At 41.3% G+C, this 20,950-nt stretch carries 21 protein-coding genes and 2 pseudogenes; 8 read left to right on the forward strand and 15 right to left on the reverse strand.

Annotated elements, in window-relative coordinates; translation table 11 throughout:
* The first annotated feature begins 52 nt into the window (after positions 1–52).
* Positions 53–526: a PTS sugar transporter subunit IIA gene (locus C3Z13_RS05300; protein ID WP_103855237.1), complete on the forward strand. Its 474-nt coding sequence runs from the start codon at positions 53–55 to the stop codon at positions 524–526.
* A 23-nt stretch (positions 527–549) separates the two neighbouring features.
* Positions 550–1,230: a 3-keto-L-gulonate-6-phosphate decarboxylase UlaD gene (locus C3Z13_RS05305; RefSeq protein ID WP_103855238.1), complete on the forward strand. Its 681-nt coding sequence runs from the start codon at positions 550–552 to the stop codon at positions 1,228–1,230.
* A gap of 279 nt (positions 1,231–1,509) precedes the next feature.
* Here C3Z13_RS05305 and hemB read toward each other — a convergent pair.
* The 10 genes and pseudogenes from hemB to C3Z13_RS05355 form a co-directional block, all read right to left on the reverse strand.
* Positions 1,510–2,534 (reverse strand): annotated as a pseudogene (gene hemB / locus C3Z13_RS05310) (porphobilinogen synthase).
* A 78-nt stretch (positions 2,535–2,612) separates the two neighbouring features.
* Positions 2,613–3,398: a twin-arginine translocase subunit TatC gene (tatC, locus tag C3Z13_RS05315; RefSeq protein ID WP_103855239.1), complete on the reverse strand. Its 786-nt coding sequence runs from the start codon at positions 3,396–3,398 to the stop codon at positions 2,613–2,615.
* A 9-nt stretch (positions 3,399–3,407) separates the two neighbouring features.
* Positions 3,408–3,980 carry a Sec-independent protein translocase protein TatB gene (gene tatB / locus C3Z13_RS05320; RefSeq protein WP_103855240.1) on the reverse strand — a complete coding sequence of 191 codons (573 nt, stop codon included), beginning with the start codon at positions 3,978–3,980 and terminating at the stop codon, positions 3,408–3,410.
* 3 nt (positions 3,981–3,983) lie between these two features.
* Positions 3,984–4,211: a Sec-independent protein translocase subunit TatA gene (gene tatA, locus C3Z13_RS05325; RefSeq protein ID WP_103855241.1), complete on the reverse strand. Its 228-nt coding sequence runs from the start codon at positions 4,209–4,211 to the stop codon at positions 3,984–3,986.
* A 131-nt stretch (positions 4,212–4,342) separates the two neighbouring features.
* Positions 4,343–5,980: a ubiquinone biosynthesis regulatory protein kinase UbiB gene (gene ubiB, locus C3Z13_RS05330; RefSeq protein ID WP_103855254.1), complete on the reverse strand. Its 1,638-nt coding sequence runs from the start codon at positions 5,978–5,980 to the stop codon at positions 4,343–4,345.
* A 72-nt stretch (positions 5,981–6,052) separates the two neighbouring features.
* Complete coding sequence (locus C3Z13_RS12250; RefSeq protein WP_342750348.1) at positions 6,053–6,448, reverse strand: ubiquinone biosynthesis accessory factor UbiJ; 396 nt, start codon at positions 6,446–6,448, stop codon at positions 6,053–6,055.
* A 171-nt stretch (positions 6,449–6,619) separates the two neighbouring features.
* Positions 6,620–7,462, reverse strand: a complete 843-nt coding sequence (gene ubiE, locus C3Z13_RS05340; protein WP_245872564.1) for a bifunctional demethylmenaquinone methyltransferase/2-methoxy-6-polyprenyl-1,4-benzoquinol methylase UbiE — start codon at positions 7,460–7,462, stop codon at positions 6,620–6,622.
* 122 nt (positions 7,463–7,584) lie between these two features.
* Entirely contained in the window at positions 7,585–8,970 is a 1,386-nt protein-coding gene (locus C3Z13_RS05345) for a DASS family sodium-coupled anion symporter (protein ID WP_103855242.1), read from the reverse strand.
* A 225-nt stretch (positions 8,971–9,195) separates the two neighbouring features.
* On the reverse strand, positions 9,196–9,696 hold the full coding sequence (rraA, locus tag C3Z13_RS05350) for a ribonuclease E activity regulator RraA (RefSeq protein ID WP_103855243.1): 501 nt from the start codon (positions 9,694–9,696) through the stop codon (positions 9,196–9,198).
* A 49-nt stretch (positions 9,697–9,745) separates the two neighbouring features.
* Positions 9,746–10,651, reverse strand: coding sequence for a 1,4-dihydroxy-2-naphthoate polyprenyltransferase (locus C3Z13_RS05355; RefSeq protein WP_103855244.1), 906 nt, complete (start codon positions 10,649–10,651; stop codon positions 9,746–9,748).
* A 103-nt stretch (positions 10,652–10,754) separates the two neighbouring features.
* Here C3Z13_RS05355 and tsaA point away from each other — a divergent pair, with 103 nt between their 5' ends.
* Positions 10,755–11,471 carry a tRNA (N6-threonylcarbamoyladenosine(37)-N6)-methyltransferase TrmO gene (gene tsaA, locus C3Z13_RS05360; RefSeq protein ID WP_103855245.1) on the forward strand — a complete coding sequence of 239 codons (717 nt, stop codon included), beginning with the start codon at positions 10,755–10,757 and terminating at the stop codon, positions 11,469–11,471.
* 68 nt (positions 11,472–11,539) lie between these two features.
* On the opposite strand, the gene C3Z13_RS05365 is transcribed toward tsaA, so the two are convergent.
* Positions 11,540–12,277 (reverse strand): MIP/aquaporin family protein, encoded by a 738-nt coding sequence (locus C3Z13_RS05365; protein WP_103855246.1) that lies wholly within the window; start codon positions 12,275–12,277, stop codon positions 11,540–11,542.
* Between the two features lie 401 nt (positions 12,278–12,678).
* On the opposite strand from C3Z13_RS05365, the gene glpK reads away from it, so the two are divergent.
* The 4 genes and pseudogenes from glpK to C3Z13_RS12705 form a co-directional block, all read left to right on the forward strand.
* Positions 12,679–14,187, forward strand: coding sequence for a glycerol kinase GlpK (gene glpK, locus C3Z13_RS05370; RefSeq protein ID WP_103854131.1), 1,509 nt, complete (start codon positions 12,679–12,681; stop codon positions 14,185–14,187).
* 157 nt (positions 14,188–14,344) lie between these two features.
* A complete protein-coding gene (locus tag C3Z13_RS05375; protein ID WP_103855247.1) occupies positions 14,345–15,079 on the forward strand; it encodes a hypothetical protein in 735 nt (244 codons plus the stop codon).
* A 285-nt stretch (positions 15,080–15,364) separates the two neighbouring features.
* On the forward strand, positions 15,365–16,099 hold the full coding sequence (locus C3Z13_RS12700) for a pertactin-like passenger domain-containing protein (protein WP_281258779.1): 735 nt from the start codon (positions 15,365–15,367) through the stop codon (positions 16,097–16,099).
* A pseudogene (locus C3Z13_RS12705) lies at positions 16,063–16,926 on the forward strand (autotransporter outer membrane beta-barrel domain-containing protein); the annotation flags it as partial. The gene C3Z13_RS12700 and the pseudogene C3Z13_RS12705, both read left to right, overlap by 37 nt.
* A gap of 108 nt (positions 16,927–17,034) precedes the next feature.
* On the opposite strand, the gene C3Z13_RS05390 reads toward C3Z13_RS12705, so the two are convergent.
* The 4 genes from C3Z13_RS05390 to rpe form a co-directional block, all read right to left on the reverse strand.
* Entirely contained in the window at positions 17,035–17,667 is a 633-nt protein-coding gene (locus C3Z13_RS05390) for a hypothetical protein (protein ID WP_103855250.1), read from the reverse strand.
* Positions 17,668–17,808: 141 nt separating this feature from the next.
* Positions 17,809–18,810 (reverse strand): tryptophan--tRNA ligase, encoded by a 1,002-nt coding sequence (gene trpS / locus C3Z13_RS05395; RefSeq protein WP_103855251.1) that lies wholly within the window; start codon positions 18,808–18,810, stop codon positions 17,809–17,811.
* A 23-nt stretch (positions 18,811–18,833) separates the two neighbouring features.
* Positions 18,834–19,508: a phosphoglycolate phosphatase gene (locus tag C3Z13_RS05400; protein ID WP_103855252.1), complete on the reverse strand. Its 675-nt coding sequence runs from the start codon at positions 19,506–19,508 to the stop codon at positions 18,834–18,836.
* Positions 19,508–20,182 (reverse strand): ribulose-phosphate 3-epimerase, encoded by a 675-nt coding sequence (rpe, locus tag C3Z13_RS05405; protein WP_103855253.1) that lies wholly within the window; start codon positions 20,180–20,182, stop codon positions 19,508–19,510. Before rpe ends, C3Z13_RS05400 begins: the two co-directional genes overlap by 1 nt.
* A 153-nt stretch (positions 20,183–20,335) precedes the next feature.
* Between rpe and C3Z13_RS05410 the strand changes: the two genes are divergently transcribed.
* Positions 20,336–20,947, forward strand: a complete 612-nt coding sequence (locus C3Z13_RS05410; RefSeq protein WP_103854130.1) for a LysE/ArgO family amino acid transporter — start codon at positions 20,336–20,338, stop codon at positions 20,945–20,947.
* The last annotated feature ends 3 nt before the right edge of the window (positions 20,948–20,950 follow it).

Here is a 20,950-nt window from a genome sequence, read left to right on the forward strand (position 1 = left end):
TGTATCCTGCCGCATTTTATCTAAGTGCGGTAGGAATTTTGGAGATTTTTATATGTTAAAGCAATCATTAATTGAAAATAATTCAATCAAGTTACATCAGAAAGCGGAAAATTGGGAAGAGGCGATTAAACTTGGAACAGATATGCTTGTTGCTTCAGGCGCAATAGAGCCTCGTTACTATGATTCCATCATCAATATGATCAAACAAATGGGGCCTTATATTATTTTATCACCTGGTTTAGCTATGCCGCACGCAAGACCCGAAGATGGTGTAAATCGCACAGCCTTTGCTTTAGTTACATTGGACACGCCTGTGCAATTTGAAGGAGAAGAAGAACCGATTAGTGTATTAATTACTCTCGCAGGAAGCGACTCTGATCAGCATATGCAAGGGATTATGGAAATAACTCAAGTATTAGAAGACGATGATCCAAATAGTGAAACAGGTGTTGATTTAGAAAAAATACTTCAGTGTCAGCGTGCCGAAGATGTCCATCTCGTTATTGATCAAGCATTATCAAATTAATTGTTAATTAGAAGGAAGAAATTATGTCAAAACCTTTACTACAAATTGCGTTAGATTCTCTTTCATTAGAAAAAGCTGTTGCAGATGCTAAACAAGCTGAAGCTTTAGTGGATATTATTGAAATTGGCACAATTCTCGCTTGTGCTGAGGGAATGAAAGCTGTTAGCACACTACGCGCCTTACATCCCAATCACATTCTAGTCTGTGATCTTAAAACAACAGATGGTGGCGCGATTTTAGCAAAAATGTCTTTTGAAGCCGGGGCTGATTGGCTAACAGTTTCTGCTGCCGCGCATCCTGCAACTAAAGCAGCTTGTAAAAAAGTAGCAGATGAATTTAACCAAGCTCATCCAGAGCTCAAAGTGAAAAAAGAAATTCAAATTGAGATTTACGGCAACTGGACACTTGAAGACGCTAAACAGTGGGTTGATCTTGGTGTCACTCAAGCGATTTATCACCGTTCTCGTGATGCCGAATTAGCAGGTAAAGGTTGGACAGCGGAAGATATTGAAAAAATGAAAGCACTAGAATCTTTAGGGTTACAACTTTCCATTACAGGCGGGATTGTGCCTGAGGATATTCATTTATTCAAAGATATCAAAAACGCCAAAGCCTTTATTGCTGGGCGTGCGTTAGTGGGAGAAAAAGGTCAAGCTACAGCGCAAGCTATCCGAAATGAAATTGATAAATATTGGTCTAAGTAAATTTTTAAATCTAAATAGAGAAATGGCACTTTGAATAGTGCCATTCTGGATTTTGTCTAGATACAACAATTGTATGCTTTGCGTATGTAATTAACATATTTAAGCAAGTAAGACAAAATTTTTCTATATAACGGATAAGTTTGTCAAGCAAAATTAAATCGTATTTGCATTTTATATGCGTTATCAATAGCATGTAGCTATTATGATAAAAATTATCCACTCAGAATTAAAACCGAAAAGAATGGGGGGGAATTTTTATGTTTTTATTTGCTTAGACTTCTATTTAGCTTGATTTTCTAAGTAAATCCACTCTGCCACTTGTTTGGCGAAATAGGTGAGAATGCCGTCTGCGCCTGCGCGTTTAAAGCACAGCAGACTTTCCATAATACATTCTTTTTCTTTCAACCAGCCGTTTTGAATAGCCGCCATATGCATTGCGTATTCACCCGATACTTGGTAAGCAAAAGTTGGCACGCCAAAGTGTTGTTTCACGCGGTACACCATATCCAAATAAGGCATTCCCGGTTTTACCATCACCATATCCGCACCCTCTTGAATGTCTAATGCCACTTCTTGCAGGCCTTCATCGCTGTTGGCAGGATCGAGCTGGTAGGTTTTCTTATCGCCACCTTTCAGATTGGCTGAAGATCCCACCGCATCGCGGAATGGGCCATAATAATTCGAGGCATATTTGGCAGAATACGCCATAATTTGCGTGTTGATAAAGCCTTTTTCTTCAAGTGCGGTGCGAATTTTGCCAATTCTTCCGTCCATCATATCACTTGGTGCGACAATATCAGCCCCTGCTTCGGCGTGGGAAAGGGCCTGTTTCACCAACACTTCCGTGGTGATGTCATTGAGAACATAGCCGTCATCATCAATAATGCCGTCTTGTCCGTGTACCGTGTAAGGATCGAGTGCCACGTCTGTTAGCACGCCCAATTCTGGATAAGTTGCTTTTAACGCTTTGACCGCACGTTGTACTAAGCCATTAGGATTGTAGGCTTCTTCCGCCAATCAGGGATTTTTTACTTTTGATCAATCACAGGGAACAAGGCGATCACTGGCACGCCATATTTGACTAACAATCCCGCTTCAATAAGTAACTGATCTAAGGTTAAACGCTCCACGTTAGGCATTGACGGCACAGGTTCGCGATAATTTTCACCTTCAATAATAAACACCGGATAAATTAAATCATCTGCTGTGAGCTTGTTTTCTGCCATTAAGCGGCGGCTGAAATCGTGCTTACGCATACGGCGTAAACGGCGTGCAGGAAAGCCTGTAAAAATTTGTTGAGTCATCATTATTCTCCAAAATCTTTTCGTTATAAGGATAAGGGGCGAACACATTGGTTTGCCCTAAAACTGGTTGGAAAGAAATTATTCTTTGTTTTGTTGTGCTTCACTCTCGTTGCTGTCGGTGTCGCTGCCCGTGTCGTCATTATCTTCTTTCGGGCGATAAAAACGCGCAAATAATAACCCCACTTCAAATAATAGGCACATTGGAATAGCAAGCAAGGTTTGTGAAAAAATATCCGGCGGTGTAAGCAACATTCCCACCACAAAGGCGGCAACGATAATGTAAGGACGTTTTTTCTTCAAATCGTCAATAGTGGTAACCCCAGACCAACAAAGCAAAATAATCGCCACTGGAACTTCAAAACACACGCCAAAAGCAAGAAATAAGGTGAGAACGAAATCTAAGTAGCTACTAATATCCGTGGCAATGGCAACCCCTTCTGGCGCGGTTTTGGTAAGAAAACCAAACACGAGCGGAAACACCACATAATAGGCGAACGCCACGCCTAAATAAAACAGCACAGTGCTAGAAAATAACAGCGGATAAATTAAGCGTTTTTCGTGCTGATACAATGCTGGCGCGATAAATGCCCACACTTGGTAAAGCAAGAATGGCACAGAAATAAACACCGCGACAACACCCGTTAATTTCAATGGGGTAAAGAAAGGCGTCGCGATATTGGTTGCGATCATACTCGCCCCTGACGGCATTACGCTGAGTAATGGCGAGGCGACAAAATTATAAATATCGTTGGCAAAATAAACCAAGCCTAAAAAGACCAGCGCCACCACGAACACGCAACGTAATAGACGATCACGCAGTTCAAGTAAATGGCTAATTAAAGGTTGGGTTTCTTCAACAGTCATAAAATGCCTTTATGCTTTTTCTGATTGGGATTTTGTTGAAGGGGCAACATCAGCAAGGGTATCATCTTCAGGATAGTATGCACTGGTTAGCTCCAATTGAGATTCATCTTGCTCGGCAAGCTCTGCCATATCCGCAGGGGAAAGTGCGTTTTCTGCTGATGTATCACTTTGAGTGCTGTCGTGATGTGCGGTTTCTTGCTGTGCAATTTGTTCAGAATTTTGCACCGCACTTTTTAATTCTTGCTCTTGCACTTGATGCTCAAAGGACGTTTGCGTGCTTGCCGCTTTTTCTTCTAAATTGGCTTTAATTTTTTCCGCAGAAGCCTTTAATTCTTCCACCGTTTGGCTCAATTCAGGAGAAAGCTGCTGTAAATTAAGGTGTTCGGCTTTTTTGATGCTTTCCTGTAATTCCTGCAATTTTAATTCTTGGCTCAATTCATTTTGAACATTCGCCGCTAAGCCACGAATGGTGCGAACCCAGCCCATCACGGTACGAATCGCCACGGGCAAGCGTTTAGGGCCTAGCACCACTAAGCCCACAATAGAAATTAACAGTAATTCAGAAAAACCAATATCAAACACGGATTATGCCTGTTCTTTGTCTTTTACAGTTTCCGCTTTCGCTTGTTGTGCGTCATCGACAATTTTTTTCGGCTCTGCAGCTGTTTCATCATCTTTCATTGCGTTTTTAAAGCCTTTCACTGCAGTCCCTAAATCTGAACCCACATTACGCAATTTTTTTGTGCCGAAGAAAACTAATACAATTAACAAAACAATGAGTAATTGCCAAATACTTACGCCACCTAAACCCATTTTTTTACTCCTATAACTAACTTAATGAAATCGTGCCAAAATATAACTTTTTTATTCATCTTGAACAATAGACAATTTGCATTATTTCACATTTTATTGATTTATCGCCACATTTTGCCTATAGATAAAGGCTATGGCATTATCAGAGCTATAAGCCAAAGCACTCCACCGCCTGTTAATAAACCGATATTTTCCCATAAAGGTAAAGCGGAAAATTGCCATAATGTTCCCAAAAACAGCACCGTTCCCATTATCAGCGCAAGGGCTTTTTTCTGCCAGCGTTGCTGTCTTGCCAACTTTTTATTGATTTCGTGTAACTGTTGGCGAATTTGTGTTTGCTGTTTCAAGGCGTCCATTAATGTCGCGGGGAATTGGGGTAAATGCTCGGTAATATAAGGCAAACTGGCTTTTAAATTTTTGGCGAACGCTTTAATGCCCATTTGCTCATCTAACCAATTTTGTAAAAAAGGTTTTGCTGTATCCCATAAATCCAACTGCGGATAAAGTTGTCGTCCCAAACCCTCAATATAAAGCAAGGTTTTTTGCAACAACACCAGTTGCGGTTGCACCTGCATATTAAATTCGCGTGCCACATTGAATAAATTGAGCAATACCTGCCCGAAAGAAATTTCCGATAAGGGCTTGGCGAAAATTGGCTCGCACACTTCACGGAAAGCCTGTTCAAATTCATCAATATTAGTATCTTGCGGCGTCCAGCCTGCATCAACGTGCATTTGTGCTACGCGGCGATAATCACGGTTAAAAAAGGCGACAAAACTTTCTGCTAAATAGCGTTTATCGTTATCGTTCAAACGTCCAACAATCCCGCAATCAATGCCGATGTATTGTGGATTTTCAGGGTGATTTGGATTAACAAAAATATTGCCTGGGTGCATATCGGCGTGGAAAAAGCTATCACGGAACACTTGGGTAAAAAACACTTGCACGCCACGTTCTGCCAGCAATTTCATATCCGTGCCGTTGGCTTTTAGGGTTTCCACATCAGAAACGGGAATGCCGTAAATACGCTCCATTGTGATCACATTGCGATAGCAAAATTCTTGATACATTTCAGGAATATACAACATCGGGCTATCGGCAAAGTTGGCTTTGAGCTTAATGGCGTTCGCCATTTCGGTGCGTAAATCCAGTTCATCACGCAAGGTTTTTTCATATTCGCGGATCACCTCCACCGCCCGCAACCGATAGCCTTCGCTTGATAAACGGGGAATCCAACTCGCCAGCTTGTACATCCAGCTCAAATCCGCATCAATTTGTGGCTGAATATTTGGGCGTAGCACTTTCAGCACCACTTCTTTGCCCGCAAGGGGTTGTTCGGCATTAAAGCGAGCGGTATGCACCTGTGCAATGGATGCGGACGCGAGCGCGATTTCATCAAAATCTTCAAACCAAGTTTCTAATTTTCCGCCAAAGGCTTGTTCAATTTGTTCGCGAGCGATTTTGCCGTCAAATGGCTCAACTTGATCTTGCAATAATGCCAATTCATCAGCAATATCAGGGGGGAATAAATCTCGTCTTGTGGAAAGCATTTGTCCGAGCTTGATCCAAACTGGCCCAAGCTCTTGTAACGCAAGGCGTAAACGCAAACCAAAGGCGAGATCTTTATGCTGATTGCGTAGCCAAAATAAGGTTTTTCGCCAACAGCGCAAAGGTCGCGTATAGGCGTTGTGGGGCAAGGCTTCATCAATGCCGTAAATTAAAAAAGTGCGGATAATTTTGTATAAACGTTTGAAATCTTTAAAAGTCATCAGATTAAATTCGGTTCTTTTCAAGTTGAGCTAATTTTTGTTCCACAAGTGCGGTCTGTTTTTCCAGTGTTTTTACTTGCTCGCAAAAAATCTGCAATGGCAAGGCTTGGCGAGATCACCGCCCATTCTTCCGTTAAACGCTCGCCGCAATATTGTTGGCTTTCGCTCAATTTGCGTTTTGCGATTTGACAAAAACCACGAATCCACCGCACTTTGTGCGATCACATCGCCGACAAAAGGAGAAAGCAGTTCGGCAGGATCTTTTTCTAAAAATTCTAGCAGAGCGGTGAAGTCTTGCAACACTTGCAGATCCCCTTGAAGCTGAATAGATTGATCATTCAGATAGCGGGATAATTGCTGTTTGCTCGGCATTTTGAATAATAATTGAGCGTTCAGGCTGACCGCACAATCTACCTCGCCCTCATAGCGATTGAGCAGGTCGATACGTTGCGGTGAAAATAAAAATATATCGAAAAATCAAACTGTTGCGGCTGGATTTTCAGCACCTTGCCGTTAAGTTTGCGTAAATAAATTTCGCTATGTGTGGTGCGTTTTAACAATAATTGAGTAAGGATTCCAACGCACCGTTGAGCCATTGTGGCAGCATTAATTGTTGCAGGAAGTTCATTTTTTGCTCGCTTAAAATTTATAGCCACGGTGCAACGCCACAATGCCCGCGCTGAGATTGTAGTAACTCACTTGCTCGAACCCCGCTTGCTCCATCATTGTTTTAAGATCTTCTTGTTTCGGGTGCATTCGGATTGATTCGGCTAAATAACGGTAACTATCGCCGTCATTCACCACCACTTCACCGATTTTCGGCAAAATATTGAAAGAATAAAAATTATATATTTTGCTGAGTGGATCTAAAATCGGTTTGGAAAATTCCAACACCAACAAACGTCCACCGGGTTTCAGCACGCGAAACATTGAACGCAATGCTTTGTCTTTGTCTGTAACATTACGCAACCCGAAACTGATAATCACGCAATCAAAGGTGTTATCAGCAAAAGGCAAGGTTTCCGCATTGGCTTGCACATAATTGATGTTGCCAATCACGCCAAGGTTACGCAACTTTTCTCGCCCTACATTGAGCATTGAGGAATTAATATCCGCCAAAATTACTTGCCCAGTTTCCCCCACAATGCGAGAAAACTTGGCACTGAAATCCCCCGTTCCCCCTGCCAGATCAAGCACTTTCTGCCCTTTGCGTACGCCGCTGCAATCAATGGTAAAGCGTTTCCAAACACGGTGAATGCCAAAAGAAAGCAAGTCATTCATTAAATCGTATTTGCCCGCCACCGAATGAAACACGTTAGCTACGAGCTTTTGTTTTTCTGCTTTCGCCACAGTTTGGAAGCCAAAATGGGTGGTTTCTTGCTCGTTATCAATAGGATCTACGTTAAGCTGTTCTACATCAGTTTGCGCAAAGTGCGGTGCATTTTCTTGCTGTTTTTTGTGGGTATTGTTGTGGGAAGTCATAACCTTGTCCGAAAATAATCTGAATGCTACTTAGGATAACAAAAAATAGCGGATTTCTCCGCTATTTTTATTCGATGTGAAAAAGAAAATAAGGGCGAAAGGTTGCTTTCGCCCTTATCATTTTAGAACCACAATAAATAAGCCACTGTACCAATCACAAATACGCTAATGAGATTGAGCAAGATACCAGCTCGGATCATTTCACGTTGTTTCACTTCGCCAGTACCAAATACAATCGCGTTTGGCGGTGTGGCGACTGGTAACATAAAGGCACAAGATGCCCCTAAGCCGATGATTAACGCAAGGCCAAGCTCTGGCATTCCTAAAGATTGTGCAATGGAGATAAAAATCGGTACTAATAAGGCCGCACTTGCGGTGTTAGACGTAAATTCCGTTAAGAAGATGATAAATGCTGCCACCAATAAGCCGATGAGATAGAAATGTCCGCCTTCAATTAAGAATACGATACCATCAGCCAAAATGCGGCTCGCGCCTGAATCACGCAATACGGAACTTAGGGTTAAACCACCACCAAACAGCATTAACACACCCCAGTCCGTGTTGTTTTGTAATTGTTTCCAAGAAGCAACTCCTGTGGCACAAATCACCACCGCAGCGAAGAGCGCAATCACACTATCAAAGCTGGCAATTTTTTTCTCAAGCCCTAGTAAGGAAGAAAGCATTGGGTTGATTTTGCTGCTGAATACCCAGCATAGTGCGATCAAAACGAAAATCGCAAGGGTGATAATGCGTTTTGGATTAAACTCAATTTTCTCAAACTCTTGTTTGAAGTGAAGATTAAGTTTTGGTCGGAATACCATATATAATGTGCCGATCATTATTGGCAATAACAGGATCATTACAGGTAAACCATAACCTAACCAATCAGAGAATGTCAGTTTAAGTTGGGTGGCTACAATATTATTCGGTGGGCTACCCACGAGTGTTCCCATACCGCCGATACTTGCACTATAAGCAATCCCTAATAGTACGAAAACATAGGTATTATGCTCACGTTCTTTATCCATTTGGCTTAAAATCCCCATTGCCAGTGGTAACATCATTGCCGCGGTTGCGGTGTTACTCATCCACATTGATAAAAATGCGGTAATGGTAAAGAGATAAAGCACCGCCACCAATAAACGTCCGCCTGCTAATGCCATAATTTTGTTGGCAATCATACGGTCAATATTTTGTTGGTGTAAGGCTGTGGCAAGCGCAAATCCCCCAAAGAATAGGAAGATATTTGGATCAGCAAAGGCAACCAGCGCCTGCTTGGTGGTAACCAAATCCAACACAATGGCCAATAGCGGCACTAAAAGCGCAGTGATGGTAACGTGCAAGGCTTCGGTAAGCCATAACACGGCGATAAATGCCAGCATTGCTAAGCCTTTGTTCGCTTTGGGATCGAAAGGCAGAAAATTCAATAAAATAAAGAAAAGCACCATATCGGCAATAAGAATAATTCCATTGCGATGTGAGGTGGTTTGAGTTGATGTTGCATTCATAGTAATTCCTCTTTATGGTTGTTATTTGTGCTAACTTTTTTGGGTTAGCCATAAAGACAAGCTAACGTTATCAACTTGTTAATAAAAAGCAACAAAAAATTTGTGGTTTTGTGAGGCAGGTCAGAAAAATAATTGGGGAAATCGTACAAAGGGATAAGAAAAGGAAAAATAAGGACAAAAAATAATGGCAAGAAAAACTTGCCATTATGTTAATCCTTAATCAAATTATTCTTCTTCGGTATCTTCTAACTCTAACGGCTCTTGCGAAAGAATAATGCCAGTTAAATCTGCATACACATAGTCTTCCGGGTAGAAAGTAACACCACCAAAATTCACTGGCACATCGACTTCCCCTTGCGTATCATCACTTGCGCCCACTGGAATTGGCGCAAGGGCTTGAATACCAATATCTAAATTTTCTAATTGTTGAAGTTGGCGAACCGCACCGTAAACAATAATTCCTTCCCAGCCATTATCTAGGGCAAGCTGAGCAAGATCCGCATCAATCAAGGCTTGGCGCACTGCACCACCACCATCAATTAATAATACGCGACCTTCACCGTTTTCTTCTAAAATCTCGGCAATTAAGCCATTGCTTTCAAAGCATTTTACCGTGGTAACCTTGCCGTAAAATGAGGTTAATCCGCCAAAATTAGAAAAGATCGGTTCAACAACATCAACTTGATCTAAATAAACATCGCACAATGTGGAAGTATCAATACACATAAGTTCACCTTTTTACGCTGAAAATGATTGTTCTAGTATATGCCTATTGCTAGCCCACTAGCAAGCCGAAACTAAAAAGTAAGTTGGTTAAAAGCGCTAACATCGACATTTGCCCAAGCATTGGACGCAATAATAGGGGATCTTGGCTACGATAAACATACAGGGCGTGCTTTACCAGTAAAGGATACACCAAAAGGAAAATAAAACTGAATAAATGATGGAAATTTGCCAACGCAAAAATCACATAGCACAATGCGCCTACGCCGAGCAATATACAATGATAAATACGCCCATTTTTTGCCCCAAGACGCACCGCAAGCGTATTTTTACCTACTTTGCGATCTTGCTCAATATCGCGTAAATTATTGATATTTAATACTGCAGTAGCAAAAAACCCCGTTGCAAGTGCGGGTAAAAAAATCATTAAATTTAATTGATGCGCTTGTAAATAATAAGTGCCACATACGCCCAAAATACCAAAAAACAGCAGCACGGAAATATCGCCCAACCCCATATAACCATAGGGCTTTGCGCCTACGGTATAAGTAATCGCGGCAATAATGGTAAGCCCACCTAAAAGAGAAAATGCCAAGAGATCCGCATAACTTTGATACGCAATGCCAATTAACAGAAAACCGAAAAATAAACTTGCTAAGATCACCGCAATAAGCCCTTTTTTCAGCTGCTGCGCACTAATCACACCGTGCTGAATACCGCGCAACGGGCCGATACGCTCTGCGGTATCACTGCCTTTTTGGTGATCGCCATAATCATTGGCAAAGTTAGAAAGAATTTGTAGCAACAAGGTGGTAATCAAGCATAACAGACTGATTTGCCAGCTAAATTTATGATCCCAATAGGCAAGTGCTGCCCCCATAACAATTGAAGCGGCGGCTAAAGGCAGGGTTTTTGGTCTTGCGGTTTCCACCCACATTTTAACAACTTGTTTATCCATATTTTTCACTTATCTTTCTAAATCCTGATTTTGGCGTAAAATATCCCACAGAATGGGCTATTGTACTCATTTATTTTCGCCATTTTAACTGTTTAAGGAAAATATGTCGCAACTTAATTTAACCCTTTCCCCTATCGGGATTATTCACACGCCTTATAAAGAGAAATTTTCCGTGCCACGCCAGCCCAATTTAGTGCAAGACGGCATTGGCACAATCCGCTTACTCGCCCCTTATAACCAACCTGAAGCTGTGCGTGGCTTGGATCAATTTTCTCACTTATGGCTTATTTTCCAGTTTGATAAAATCCCTACAGGAAAATGGCAGCCCACCGTTCGTCCACCACGTCTTGGCGGTAATCAACGCATTGGCGTATTTGCTTCACGCGCCACACATCGCCCCAATCCTTTAGGGCTTTCCAAAGTGGAATTGAAACGCATTGAAATCAATCAAGGCGAAGTGTTGTTGCATTTAGGCTCGGTCGATTTGGTGGACGGCACCCCTATTTTTGACATTAAACCCTATATTGCCTATGCCGACAGCGAACCCAATGCCAACTCAGGCTTTGCCCAACAGCCACCCGAAGCAAAGCTACAAGTACGCTTTTCCCCACAGGCTCAAGGGCAATTAATAAAGTGCGGTGCAAAATATCCACATTTTCAGCGTTTTATCACAGAAGTGCTACAACAAGATCCCCGCCCCGCTTATCAACAAGGAAAAACCTCTGATCGTATTTATGGAATGAAATTGTATGATTTTAATGTTCGGTGGTGGGTGAGAGATGATGAGTGGGTGGAGGTGATTGAGATTGCAGAAGAATAAGGCTAGCCTCACATAAAAAAGCGTCCAAATATCCCCAATTTGAACGCTTTCCTTTTTCCTATTCGTGTTTACATTAAGGCGTTGTACAGTAAACCTGCCAACACAGCCCCTGTAACTGGGCCTAAGACAGGTACCCAGCTGTATTGCCAATCCGCAGACGTGTTTAAGGTTTTACCTAGTAAGCCAAGGGTTAGACGAGGCCCAAGATCACGGGCAGGATTGATGGCATAACCTGTTGTACCGCCTAAGCTCAAGCCGATTGCCCACACTAAGATCGCTACCGGTAAGGCACCAAGCGAACCTAAACCAATTGGCGTTGGGTTTCCTTCTGGAAAATTCAGGCTTGCGCCAGTGATGTAGAAAATCACAAATAATAAAACAAAAGTGCCAATCACTTCACTAATAAAATTGCTAGCATAGTTGCGAATAGCTGGCTCTGTACAGAAACACGCGCGTTTTGTGCCTTGATCTTCAGTGGCGGAGAAATGATCTTTATAAAAAATATATACAAGTAGCGCGCCGAACATTCCCCCGGCAATTTGCGCGGCTACATAGCCTAAAATCATTGAAGGCGCGAAACTGCCAATGACCGCTAAGCCAAGCGTTACTGCAGGGTTAAGATGTGCGCCACTATAAGGCCCTGTTACGACCACGGCCACATAAACTGCAAATGCCCAAGCGGCAGTAATCACAATCCAGCCCGCATTTTGCCCTTTGGTTTTATTTAAACAGACATTTGCAACGACACCATTTCCCATTAAAATCAGTAATGCCGTACCAATAAATTCAGCCAGATAAGCATTCATAATGCACTCCTTTTTAATCTATTTTATGAGATCTGTAATTTTCTTTCGTTTAGATCCAAAAAGTGTTCTTTTGAATATTATTGGTGCGTATTCCATTATTAATAGAAAATCCTATAAAGCAATACTTTTTGTAAGGATTTATCTACTTTTTATCCAATTTGCTATCTGGATCACATTTTTAATTTATTGATTACTATTGAAATCTAGCAAATAACTCATCATAGGGAGTGGTAAAAATATTTTGTGAAGTGGATCAAAAATTTGAATATTTCCCATTTTAAACTTGAGCGTTTTCGATTATTTTCTTTCAGGTAATTCTTTCGTTTTAGCTCAAAACTAATGTTCTCGTGAGTAAAAAGGTGCAACATTTTACTTATCTAACAGACAAAAGAGGATCGATTATGACAGAGAAAAAATATATTATCGCTTTAGATCAAGGCACAACCAGTTCCAGAGCGGTATTGCTCGATCATAATGCCAATGTTGTTGAAATTGCGCAGCGTGAATTTACCCAAATTTACCCACAAGCAGGCTGGGTAGAGCATAATCCAATGGAAATTTGGGCAACACAAAGTTCCACCTTAAACGAAGTGGTGGCGAAAGCCGGCATTTCTTCTGATAGCATTGCCGCGATAGGGATCACGAATCAACGTGAAACTACTATCGTATGGGAAAAAGAAAGCGGCAAACCTGTTTACAATGCCATTGTGTGGCAATGTCGCCGTACTGCGGATATTACCGATAAACTCAAAGCAGACGGCCACGAAGATTATATTCGTAAAACCACAGGATTGGTGGTAGATCCTTACTTTTCTGGTACTAAAGTGAAATGGATTTTGGATAATGTAGAAGGAGCAAGAGAAAAAGCTGAACGTGGCGAATTGCTTTTTGGTACGGTGGATACTTGGCTTGTGTGGAAACTCACCCAGGGACGCGTACACGTTACGGATTACACCAATGCTTCTCGCACAATGTTATTTAACATTCATACCAAACAATGGGATGACAAAATGCTCGAAATTTTGGACATTCCAAAATCAATGCTACCTGAAGTGCGTAATTCTTCGGAAATCTACGGACAAACCAATATCGGCGGAAAAGGCGGAGTGCGTATTCCAGTGGCGGGTATTGCAGGCGACCAGCAAGCCGCTCTTTATGGACATCTTTGCGTTCACGCAGGGCAAGCTAAAAATACCTATGGTACAGGCTGCTTTATGTTAATGCACACGGGCGATAAAGCCGTACAATCGCAAAATGGCTTGCTCACCACCATTGCTTGTAATGCCAAAGGCGAGCCTGAATATGCTTTAGAAGGCTCAATTTTTATGGGTGGTGCATCAATTCAGTGGTTGCGTGATGAACTTAAAATTGTTCACGATAGTTTCGACAGCGAATATTTCGCACAGAAAGTGCCTGATTGTAACGGTGTTTATGTTGTTCCCGCCTTTACTGGTTTAGGCGCGCCTTATTGGGATCCTTACGCCCGAGGTGCAATTTTAGGCCTATCTCGTGGCGCAAACCGCAACCACATTGTGCGCGCTACCCTTGAATCTATCGCCTATCAAACTCGTGATGTGTTAGAGGCAATGCAATCCGATTCAGGGGAAAAACTTAAATCCTTACGTGTGGACGGCGGCGCAACCGCTAATAATTTCCTAATGCAATTCCAAGCTGATATTCTCAATACCCCAGTTGAACGCCCCGTGGTGAAAGAAGTTACCGCACTAGGCGCCGCTTATCTTGCAGGGCTTGCCACAGGATTCTGGAAAGATTTAGACGAATTGCGTGATAAAGCCGATGTTGAACGCACTTTTCTGCCTGATGACGATGAAGCCAAACGCATTAAACGTTACAAAGGCTGGAAAAAAGCCGTGAAACGTGCATTAGAATGGGAAAAAGATGAAGATTAATATTCCTTGTTAGAAAAAGTGCGGTGAAAAATCACCGCACTTTTTATATGGCTCTTTTACGCAATGGAATTTTTATATAGCCCTATCTTTTGTGGTACTATAAGCAGGCTTATTTATGCAAACACGATTATTTTTTATCATAAGCTAAGGATAACCAATGACAAAATTTTCACCAAACTTACTTTGGGCAATATTAGTTGCCTGCTATTCACAAGCGAATGCGATTGATTTGACTTGTTCTAATGGGTATGGTTGTAATTTTACGACTCATATTTCTAAATCTAGTGCTTATCAAATTTACGAACCTCAATTTTCAAGAGAAAATACGCGTCTTTTATTAGAAGGAGAATTTCCTTCTGATGATAAAGCCTTCAATATTACCGTTCTAAAAGGAAATTATAAAAATAGAGCTGTAACTTCTAATGGAATAAATAAAGATGGAGAGAAGGTTGGTGGTTCACTATTTATGGTAATGGATATTTCTAAGAAAAATCGTATTACTTTAAAAGAGGGGGTATTCGCCACTTTAGATCGTTATCCTAGTGAGGGCAGTGCTATTCTTGGGCTTGGGCAAGGTGATACGGGAGTGATTGAACAAGGCGTAACATTGACAGTTGGTTCAAGCATTGAGCAAATTAATGGAGAAGATGAGTACGGCGGTATAGCAATTAATCTGCATCGAGGAGATTTAATCGCAAAAGGGGGAAAAATTATTTTAAATGGTTATGGCAGCGAGGGGATCAATGCCTATAATTCCAATATTCAGCTAGATAATTTATCTATTTTGATGAATGCAGATAGAGCAAATGCAATATCAAATTTTGGAGGGATAAATTTTAAAGGGAATAATTTATCAATAACAGGAAATCAAGATGGGCAATTTGCGTTTTAGTCTTTCCAAAGAAGTTGAAGATCAAATTACTTTGAATTTAACGAATAGCCAAATTTCTTTAAATAATAAAAGCAAAGTTCTTGATTTAGAAGGTCCAACACGGGGGGGATGAAACTAAGCTATTAGTTTCTAAAATGACCTTTAAAGATAACCGTATTTCAGCTGGTACTTTCTTTCATTATATTACTGAGAATGCAAGAAAAAGATGCCATTGATCTTCAAATTAATGGTGGTGAAATTAAAGCAGATCGATTAATTAATATTAATGATCAGCATATCATTGATATGATTAGAGAAGAAGAACCTGATGCTCCTGAAATCACCAACAACCTATCCCTAAAAATCCAAGCCGATCAAGGCGCAAAATTGCAAGGTGTTAGCTATATTAACCCTAATTACGAACACGGCACGGTGGATTTAACCTTAAATGGCAATAGCCATTGGAAATTTAAAGGAGATAGCACCTTAGATAATCTCAGCGTCAATAATTCAACCGTTGAGTTTGAGCCAGATTCTGCATTCCACACCTTAACAATTAACCAAGATTTATCGGGCAACGGTGAATTTATTCTAAATTCCGATCTCGCTTCTGAAAAAGCTGATCAAATTATTGTCAAAGGTAGCGTAACAGGTGATCATCGTTTACAAGTACGAAACTCTCGCAACGAACCGAAAAAAGAAAATGGCAAAGTCATTTTAGTGAAAACCAATTCAGGTGATGGAACATTCAGCTTAAAAGATAAACCTTATGTCGATGCAGGAATTTATCGCTATGAATTAGCGAAAGATAATAATAACTGGGTATTGGCACATAAAGGAAATCAGCCGATACTGAAGAACCGCAACCGCAACCGCAACCGCAACCGCAACCGCAACCGCAACCGCAACCGCAACCGCAACCGCAACCGCAACCGCAACCGCAACCGCAACCGCAACCGCAACCGCAACCGCAACCGCAACCGCAACCGCAAGGCGATGATGAGGGGGCGAGAACATTTAGTCAATATGCCAATAATGTGATTTCAATCCAACAGGCGGCGCGCGCTTATTTATATACACAAGGGGAAACAGTAAGCGAACGCGTTGGATTCTTGCATAACACGGAACGCTTAACCGGATTCTGGGTGCAAAATAGCAATAATTGGAGCGAAGTGGATTCTTATCAAACACTCTTAGCCAACACATCTGGCTTTAAACAGCGTAATCATTTGCTGAGCGTTGGTTATGATACGCATTTTGTCAATCAAGATACCTATTACTATGCAGGGCTTTATACGGGGCTTGGCCAAGGCAAAATTGATTTCGACAAAGATTATGGCAGCGCGAAAATCAAAGGCAACCATATCGGTATTTATGGCGGAATGCAGTGGCAAAATGGCTTATTCCTTGATGCTGATTACAGCTACAACCGCTTACGCTTAAGTGGTGATGAAGTTGATAAACAAAGCTTCAATGCGCATAGCTTACGCCTTGGTACAGGCATTAAATTGCCAATGTCTGCTAATTGGAGTGTTGTGCCACAAGCGAGCATATCGGCAACCAAATTCAATGGTAACACAACTTATCGCAGCAAATTGGGCGCTCAATTTATGGGAAATATTGCATTTTCATCGCTTAGCCTAAAACCTTATGCCGGAATTTATTGGCTAAATGATTTTGGCTCAAGCGATATTGTTATCAATCAACATAAAGCCGATATTCAATCATTCGGCAACCGCGCTCAGTTTGAATTAGGTACAGCACTGCAAACCACATTGGGTTCTTTCGATGTATCAGTGAAAAATCAAATGGGAAGCCGTTATAGAGAGAATGTACAGCTAAATTTGGGGTATAGCTATCAATGGTAATGAAAGTGCGGTGCTTTTTTATTAAATTTTTAAACCGCATATAAGAGAAAAGGCAACGTATTAATATTTACTTGAACGTTGCCTTTTTAGTACGAAATATATTAAGCCTTATTTCACAAACTCACTAAAGGTCAATTCATAGTGATCCCCATCTTTATCGTAGGAAATATAGCGCGGGAATTGTTCGCCTGCGTATTTTTTCACTACAAAAGATTTTTCACCCGTGCGGAATTGATAGGTGATTTCGGTGTGCGATTGATTATCTCGCGTTACTTTTCGTTCGCTTTTTTTCACCAATACATTTTTCATTGGATACAATTTTTTGCCGTTAGTAATTTGGAAATTTTGTGGCAATTTATCGTAATAGCTAAGCTGGAACGCCACAGTGAATAAATCAAAGGTTGGCATTTCAAGTGGCTCGCTTTTCAAACCGTTTTTCACTTTACCATAAGCAATTTCATTACCTTTTATGATCGTTTTGGCATAAGGCTTACCATTACGCACATCTTGGTAATTGGTCATTTTAAAATCCGTTTTGCTTTGTGTCCCAACGGATTTAAATTCAATGTTATACAGCGGAATATTGATCTTAGCATCAACGCGATATTGCGATCCGTTGGCGTTAAAATGCACATAAGCAGGCATTAAATAATTTGAGCTGTATTTGATATTGGTATCTAAATTTGCCCACGCATTAGGCAAAGCAAACAAGCTAAGCAAAAGCACTTTGAATCGTTTCATTAAAATTCCTTCTAATACTAATTAAATGAAGTGTTTATTTAGATTGCATTGCGAAACAATAGTTCATTACAAAAGAAAGTGCGGTGAAAATTAGGCGAATTTTTCGCCTAATTTATGATTAAAATAAAATCGCGATAAGTATTAAAGGGCAACAAAACCGATAGCTTTGTACACCGCATCTAATGTGGCTTTCGCGCGTGCTTGTGCTTTTTTCGCCCCTTCGGCAGCGATTTTATGCAATAAAGCTTCATCATTACGGAAATGGTGGTAGCGTTCCTGCAACTGGGTGAGCATTGCAGACACTTCATCGGCAACGGCGGTTTTTAAATGACCGTACATTTTGCCTTCAAATTCTGCTTCTAATTCGGCAATGCTTTTGCCAGTAATCCCCGCCAAAATATCTAACAAGTTAGACACGCCCGCTTTATTTTTTACGTCATAACGAATTACAGGTGGCTCATCAGAATCCGTTACCGCACGTTTAATTTTTTTCACCACAGATTTTGGATCTTCTAATAGACCAATCACGTTGTTGCGATTTTCGTCTGATTTCGACATTTTTTTCTCTGGCTCAAGTAATGACATCACGCGTGCGCCCGCTTTCGGAATAAATACTTCTGGAATGGCAAAATGTTCGCCATAAAGCGCGTTGAAGCGCTGTGCAATATCACGGGTGATTTCTAAATGTTGTTTTTGATCTTCCCCCACTGGCACTTGATTGGTTTGGTAAAGCAAAATATCTGCTGCCATTAAAACAGGATAGGTAAATAATCCAACATTCACATTTTCGGCGTGGCGTGCGGATTTATCCTTAAATTGGGTCATACGCCCCATTTCGCCAAAATAGGTGTAACAATTTAGCACCCACGCAAGCTGAGCGTGTTCTGGAACGTGCGATTGAATAAAAATCGTGCTTTTTTCAGGATCAATGCCGCAAGCTAAATACAACGCTAGCACATCAAGGGTAGCAGAATGTAATTTTTGCGGATCTTGACGCACTGTGATGGCGTGTTGATCCACGATACAAAACAGGCATTCATAATCATCTTGCATTTTCACCCATTGGCGTAACGCGCCAAGGTAGTTACCAATAGTCAATTCACCAGAAGGCTGAACGCCACTAAATACGATAGGTTTGGTCATTGTTATATCCTTTTTAATTCATATTAAACAATTTGCAGAATTTGCGCGAAATCATCAAAAACCCAATCAGGGTGCGCTTCTGCAATAGGAATATTATAGTTGTAGCCGTAGGTTAATCCCACCACAGGGCAGCCTGCGGAAGTGGCGGCAATGATGTCATTTCTTGAATCACCCACAAATAAAATTTGTTTTGGGTATAAGCCGAATTTACCGCATAAGTAATACAATGGCGCAGGGTGTGGTTTGATTTGCGGTAAGGATTGCCCGCCCAAGGTTTCGCTAAATAAATGATCAATACCAAAGGCTTTTAGCACAGGGAGAACGTGTTGCGTTGGCTTATTGGTTACCACGGCTAAAATAAAGCCACGCGCTTTTAACTCAGTCAGCGTTTCTTTCACATTAGGATATAAACGGCTGAGATTACACAGATTTTCGCCATAATAAAAATTAAAGCGGGTTTTTACTTGCTCAATTTCTACCGCACTTAATGTTTTGCCTGTTTGTGCAGCAGCCCATTCCAATGCGCGTCCAATCAATACGCCCGCGCCATTGCCGATCCAAGTTAGCACCAATTCTTCAGGGGCTGGTGGTAAATCCACTTCACTTAATGCAGAATTCACGGAAAGCGCTAAATCAGGCAGGCTGTTTACTAGCGTGCCGTCTAAATCGAAACCAATCAGTTTAAATTGTGATGCCATTATTTGCTTACCTTACTTAATTCTTGACGCATTTCGTCAATCACTTTTTGATAATCTGGTTGATCGAAAATTGCTGATCCAGCCACAAAGGTATCCGCCCCTGCGCGTGCAATTTCCGCAATATTGTTTACTTTCACCCCACCATCGACTTCCAAACGAATATCCAAACCGCTTTCATCAATGCGTTGGCGAGCTTGTTTTAATTTTTCCAACGTCGCAGGAATAAAAGACTGACCGCCAAATCCTGGGTTTACCGACATCAGCAAGATCATATCCACTTTATCCATCACATAATCCAAATAGCTCAGTGGCGTAGCGGGATTAAACACTAAGCCTGCTTTACAGCCATTATCACGAATAAGTTGCAATGAGCGATCAATATGCTCTGTGGTTTCAGGGTGGAAAGTGATGTAATTCGCCCCAGCTTTGGCAAAATCAGGGATTAAACGATCCACCGGTTTCACCATTAAATGCACATCAATGGGCGCGTTAATGCCATAATCACGCAGGGCTTTGCATACCGCAGGGCCAAAGGTTAAATTCGGCACATAATGATTATCCATTACATCAAAATGAATTAAATCTGCACCGCACTTTAGCACGTTTTCCACGTCTTCGCCCAAGCGGGCTAAATCCGCTGATAAAATAGATGGCGCAATTAAAAAAGGTTTCATTTTATCCCTCTAAATAGGCTGAAAATAAGTGTCGATAGTGTACTACTTAATAAGGCAAAGTTTAAGGAAATTTGCCCTTTGCGATTGATTATTTTCACCTGTGGCTTTTATAATCGCCATTTTGAATCATTAGGGGATCACAAAGGGAAAGCAATGGAATTTTATCTACAAGGCTTTTTAATGTGCTTTGGGCTTATCGCCACCATTGGCGCACAAAACACATTTTTACTTAAACAAGGCTTGCTCAAACAGCACGTTTTCGTGCTTTGTGTACTATTTTTTCTCTGTGATTGCTTGTTATTTTCCCTTGGCGTGTTTGGTTTAGGGCATTTCATCAGCCAAGAAAAAATCGCCAGTGTGGTATTAGCCTTAGTGGGGGGATTATTTTTGCTGGTTTATGGTGGCCGCGCTTTCCTTTCCGCTTATCGCAACAACACCGCGCTCGCCTTAGAACAAGGGGCAAGCTTATCCCTTAAAAGAACGGTGGCGATCGCCCTCGCACTCACTTTTCTTAATCCACACGTTTACTTGGATACCATTGTTATCGTAGGCGGTATTGCTGGCACCTTAAGTATTGAGCATAAAACCGCGTTTCTAATCGGCACGATTTCCGCGTCAGGATTATGGTTTTTCAGTGTGGGCTATGGCGCAAGATTGCTGATCCCCTTTTTCCAAAAAGCAATCACTTGGCGTTTGTTGGATTGCTCAACTGGGATCATTATGTGGTTTATTGCCTTTAGCTTGATTAAATATGCTTTGGCATAAAAT

This window comes from Avibacterium endocarditidis, from assembly GCF_002921145.1.
Taxonomy (GTDB): domain Bacteria; phylum Pseudomonadota; class Gammaproteobacteria; order Enterobacterales; family Pasteurellaceae; genus Avibacterium; species Avibacterium endocarditidis.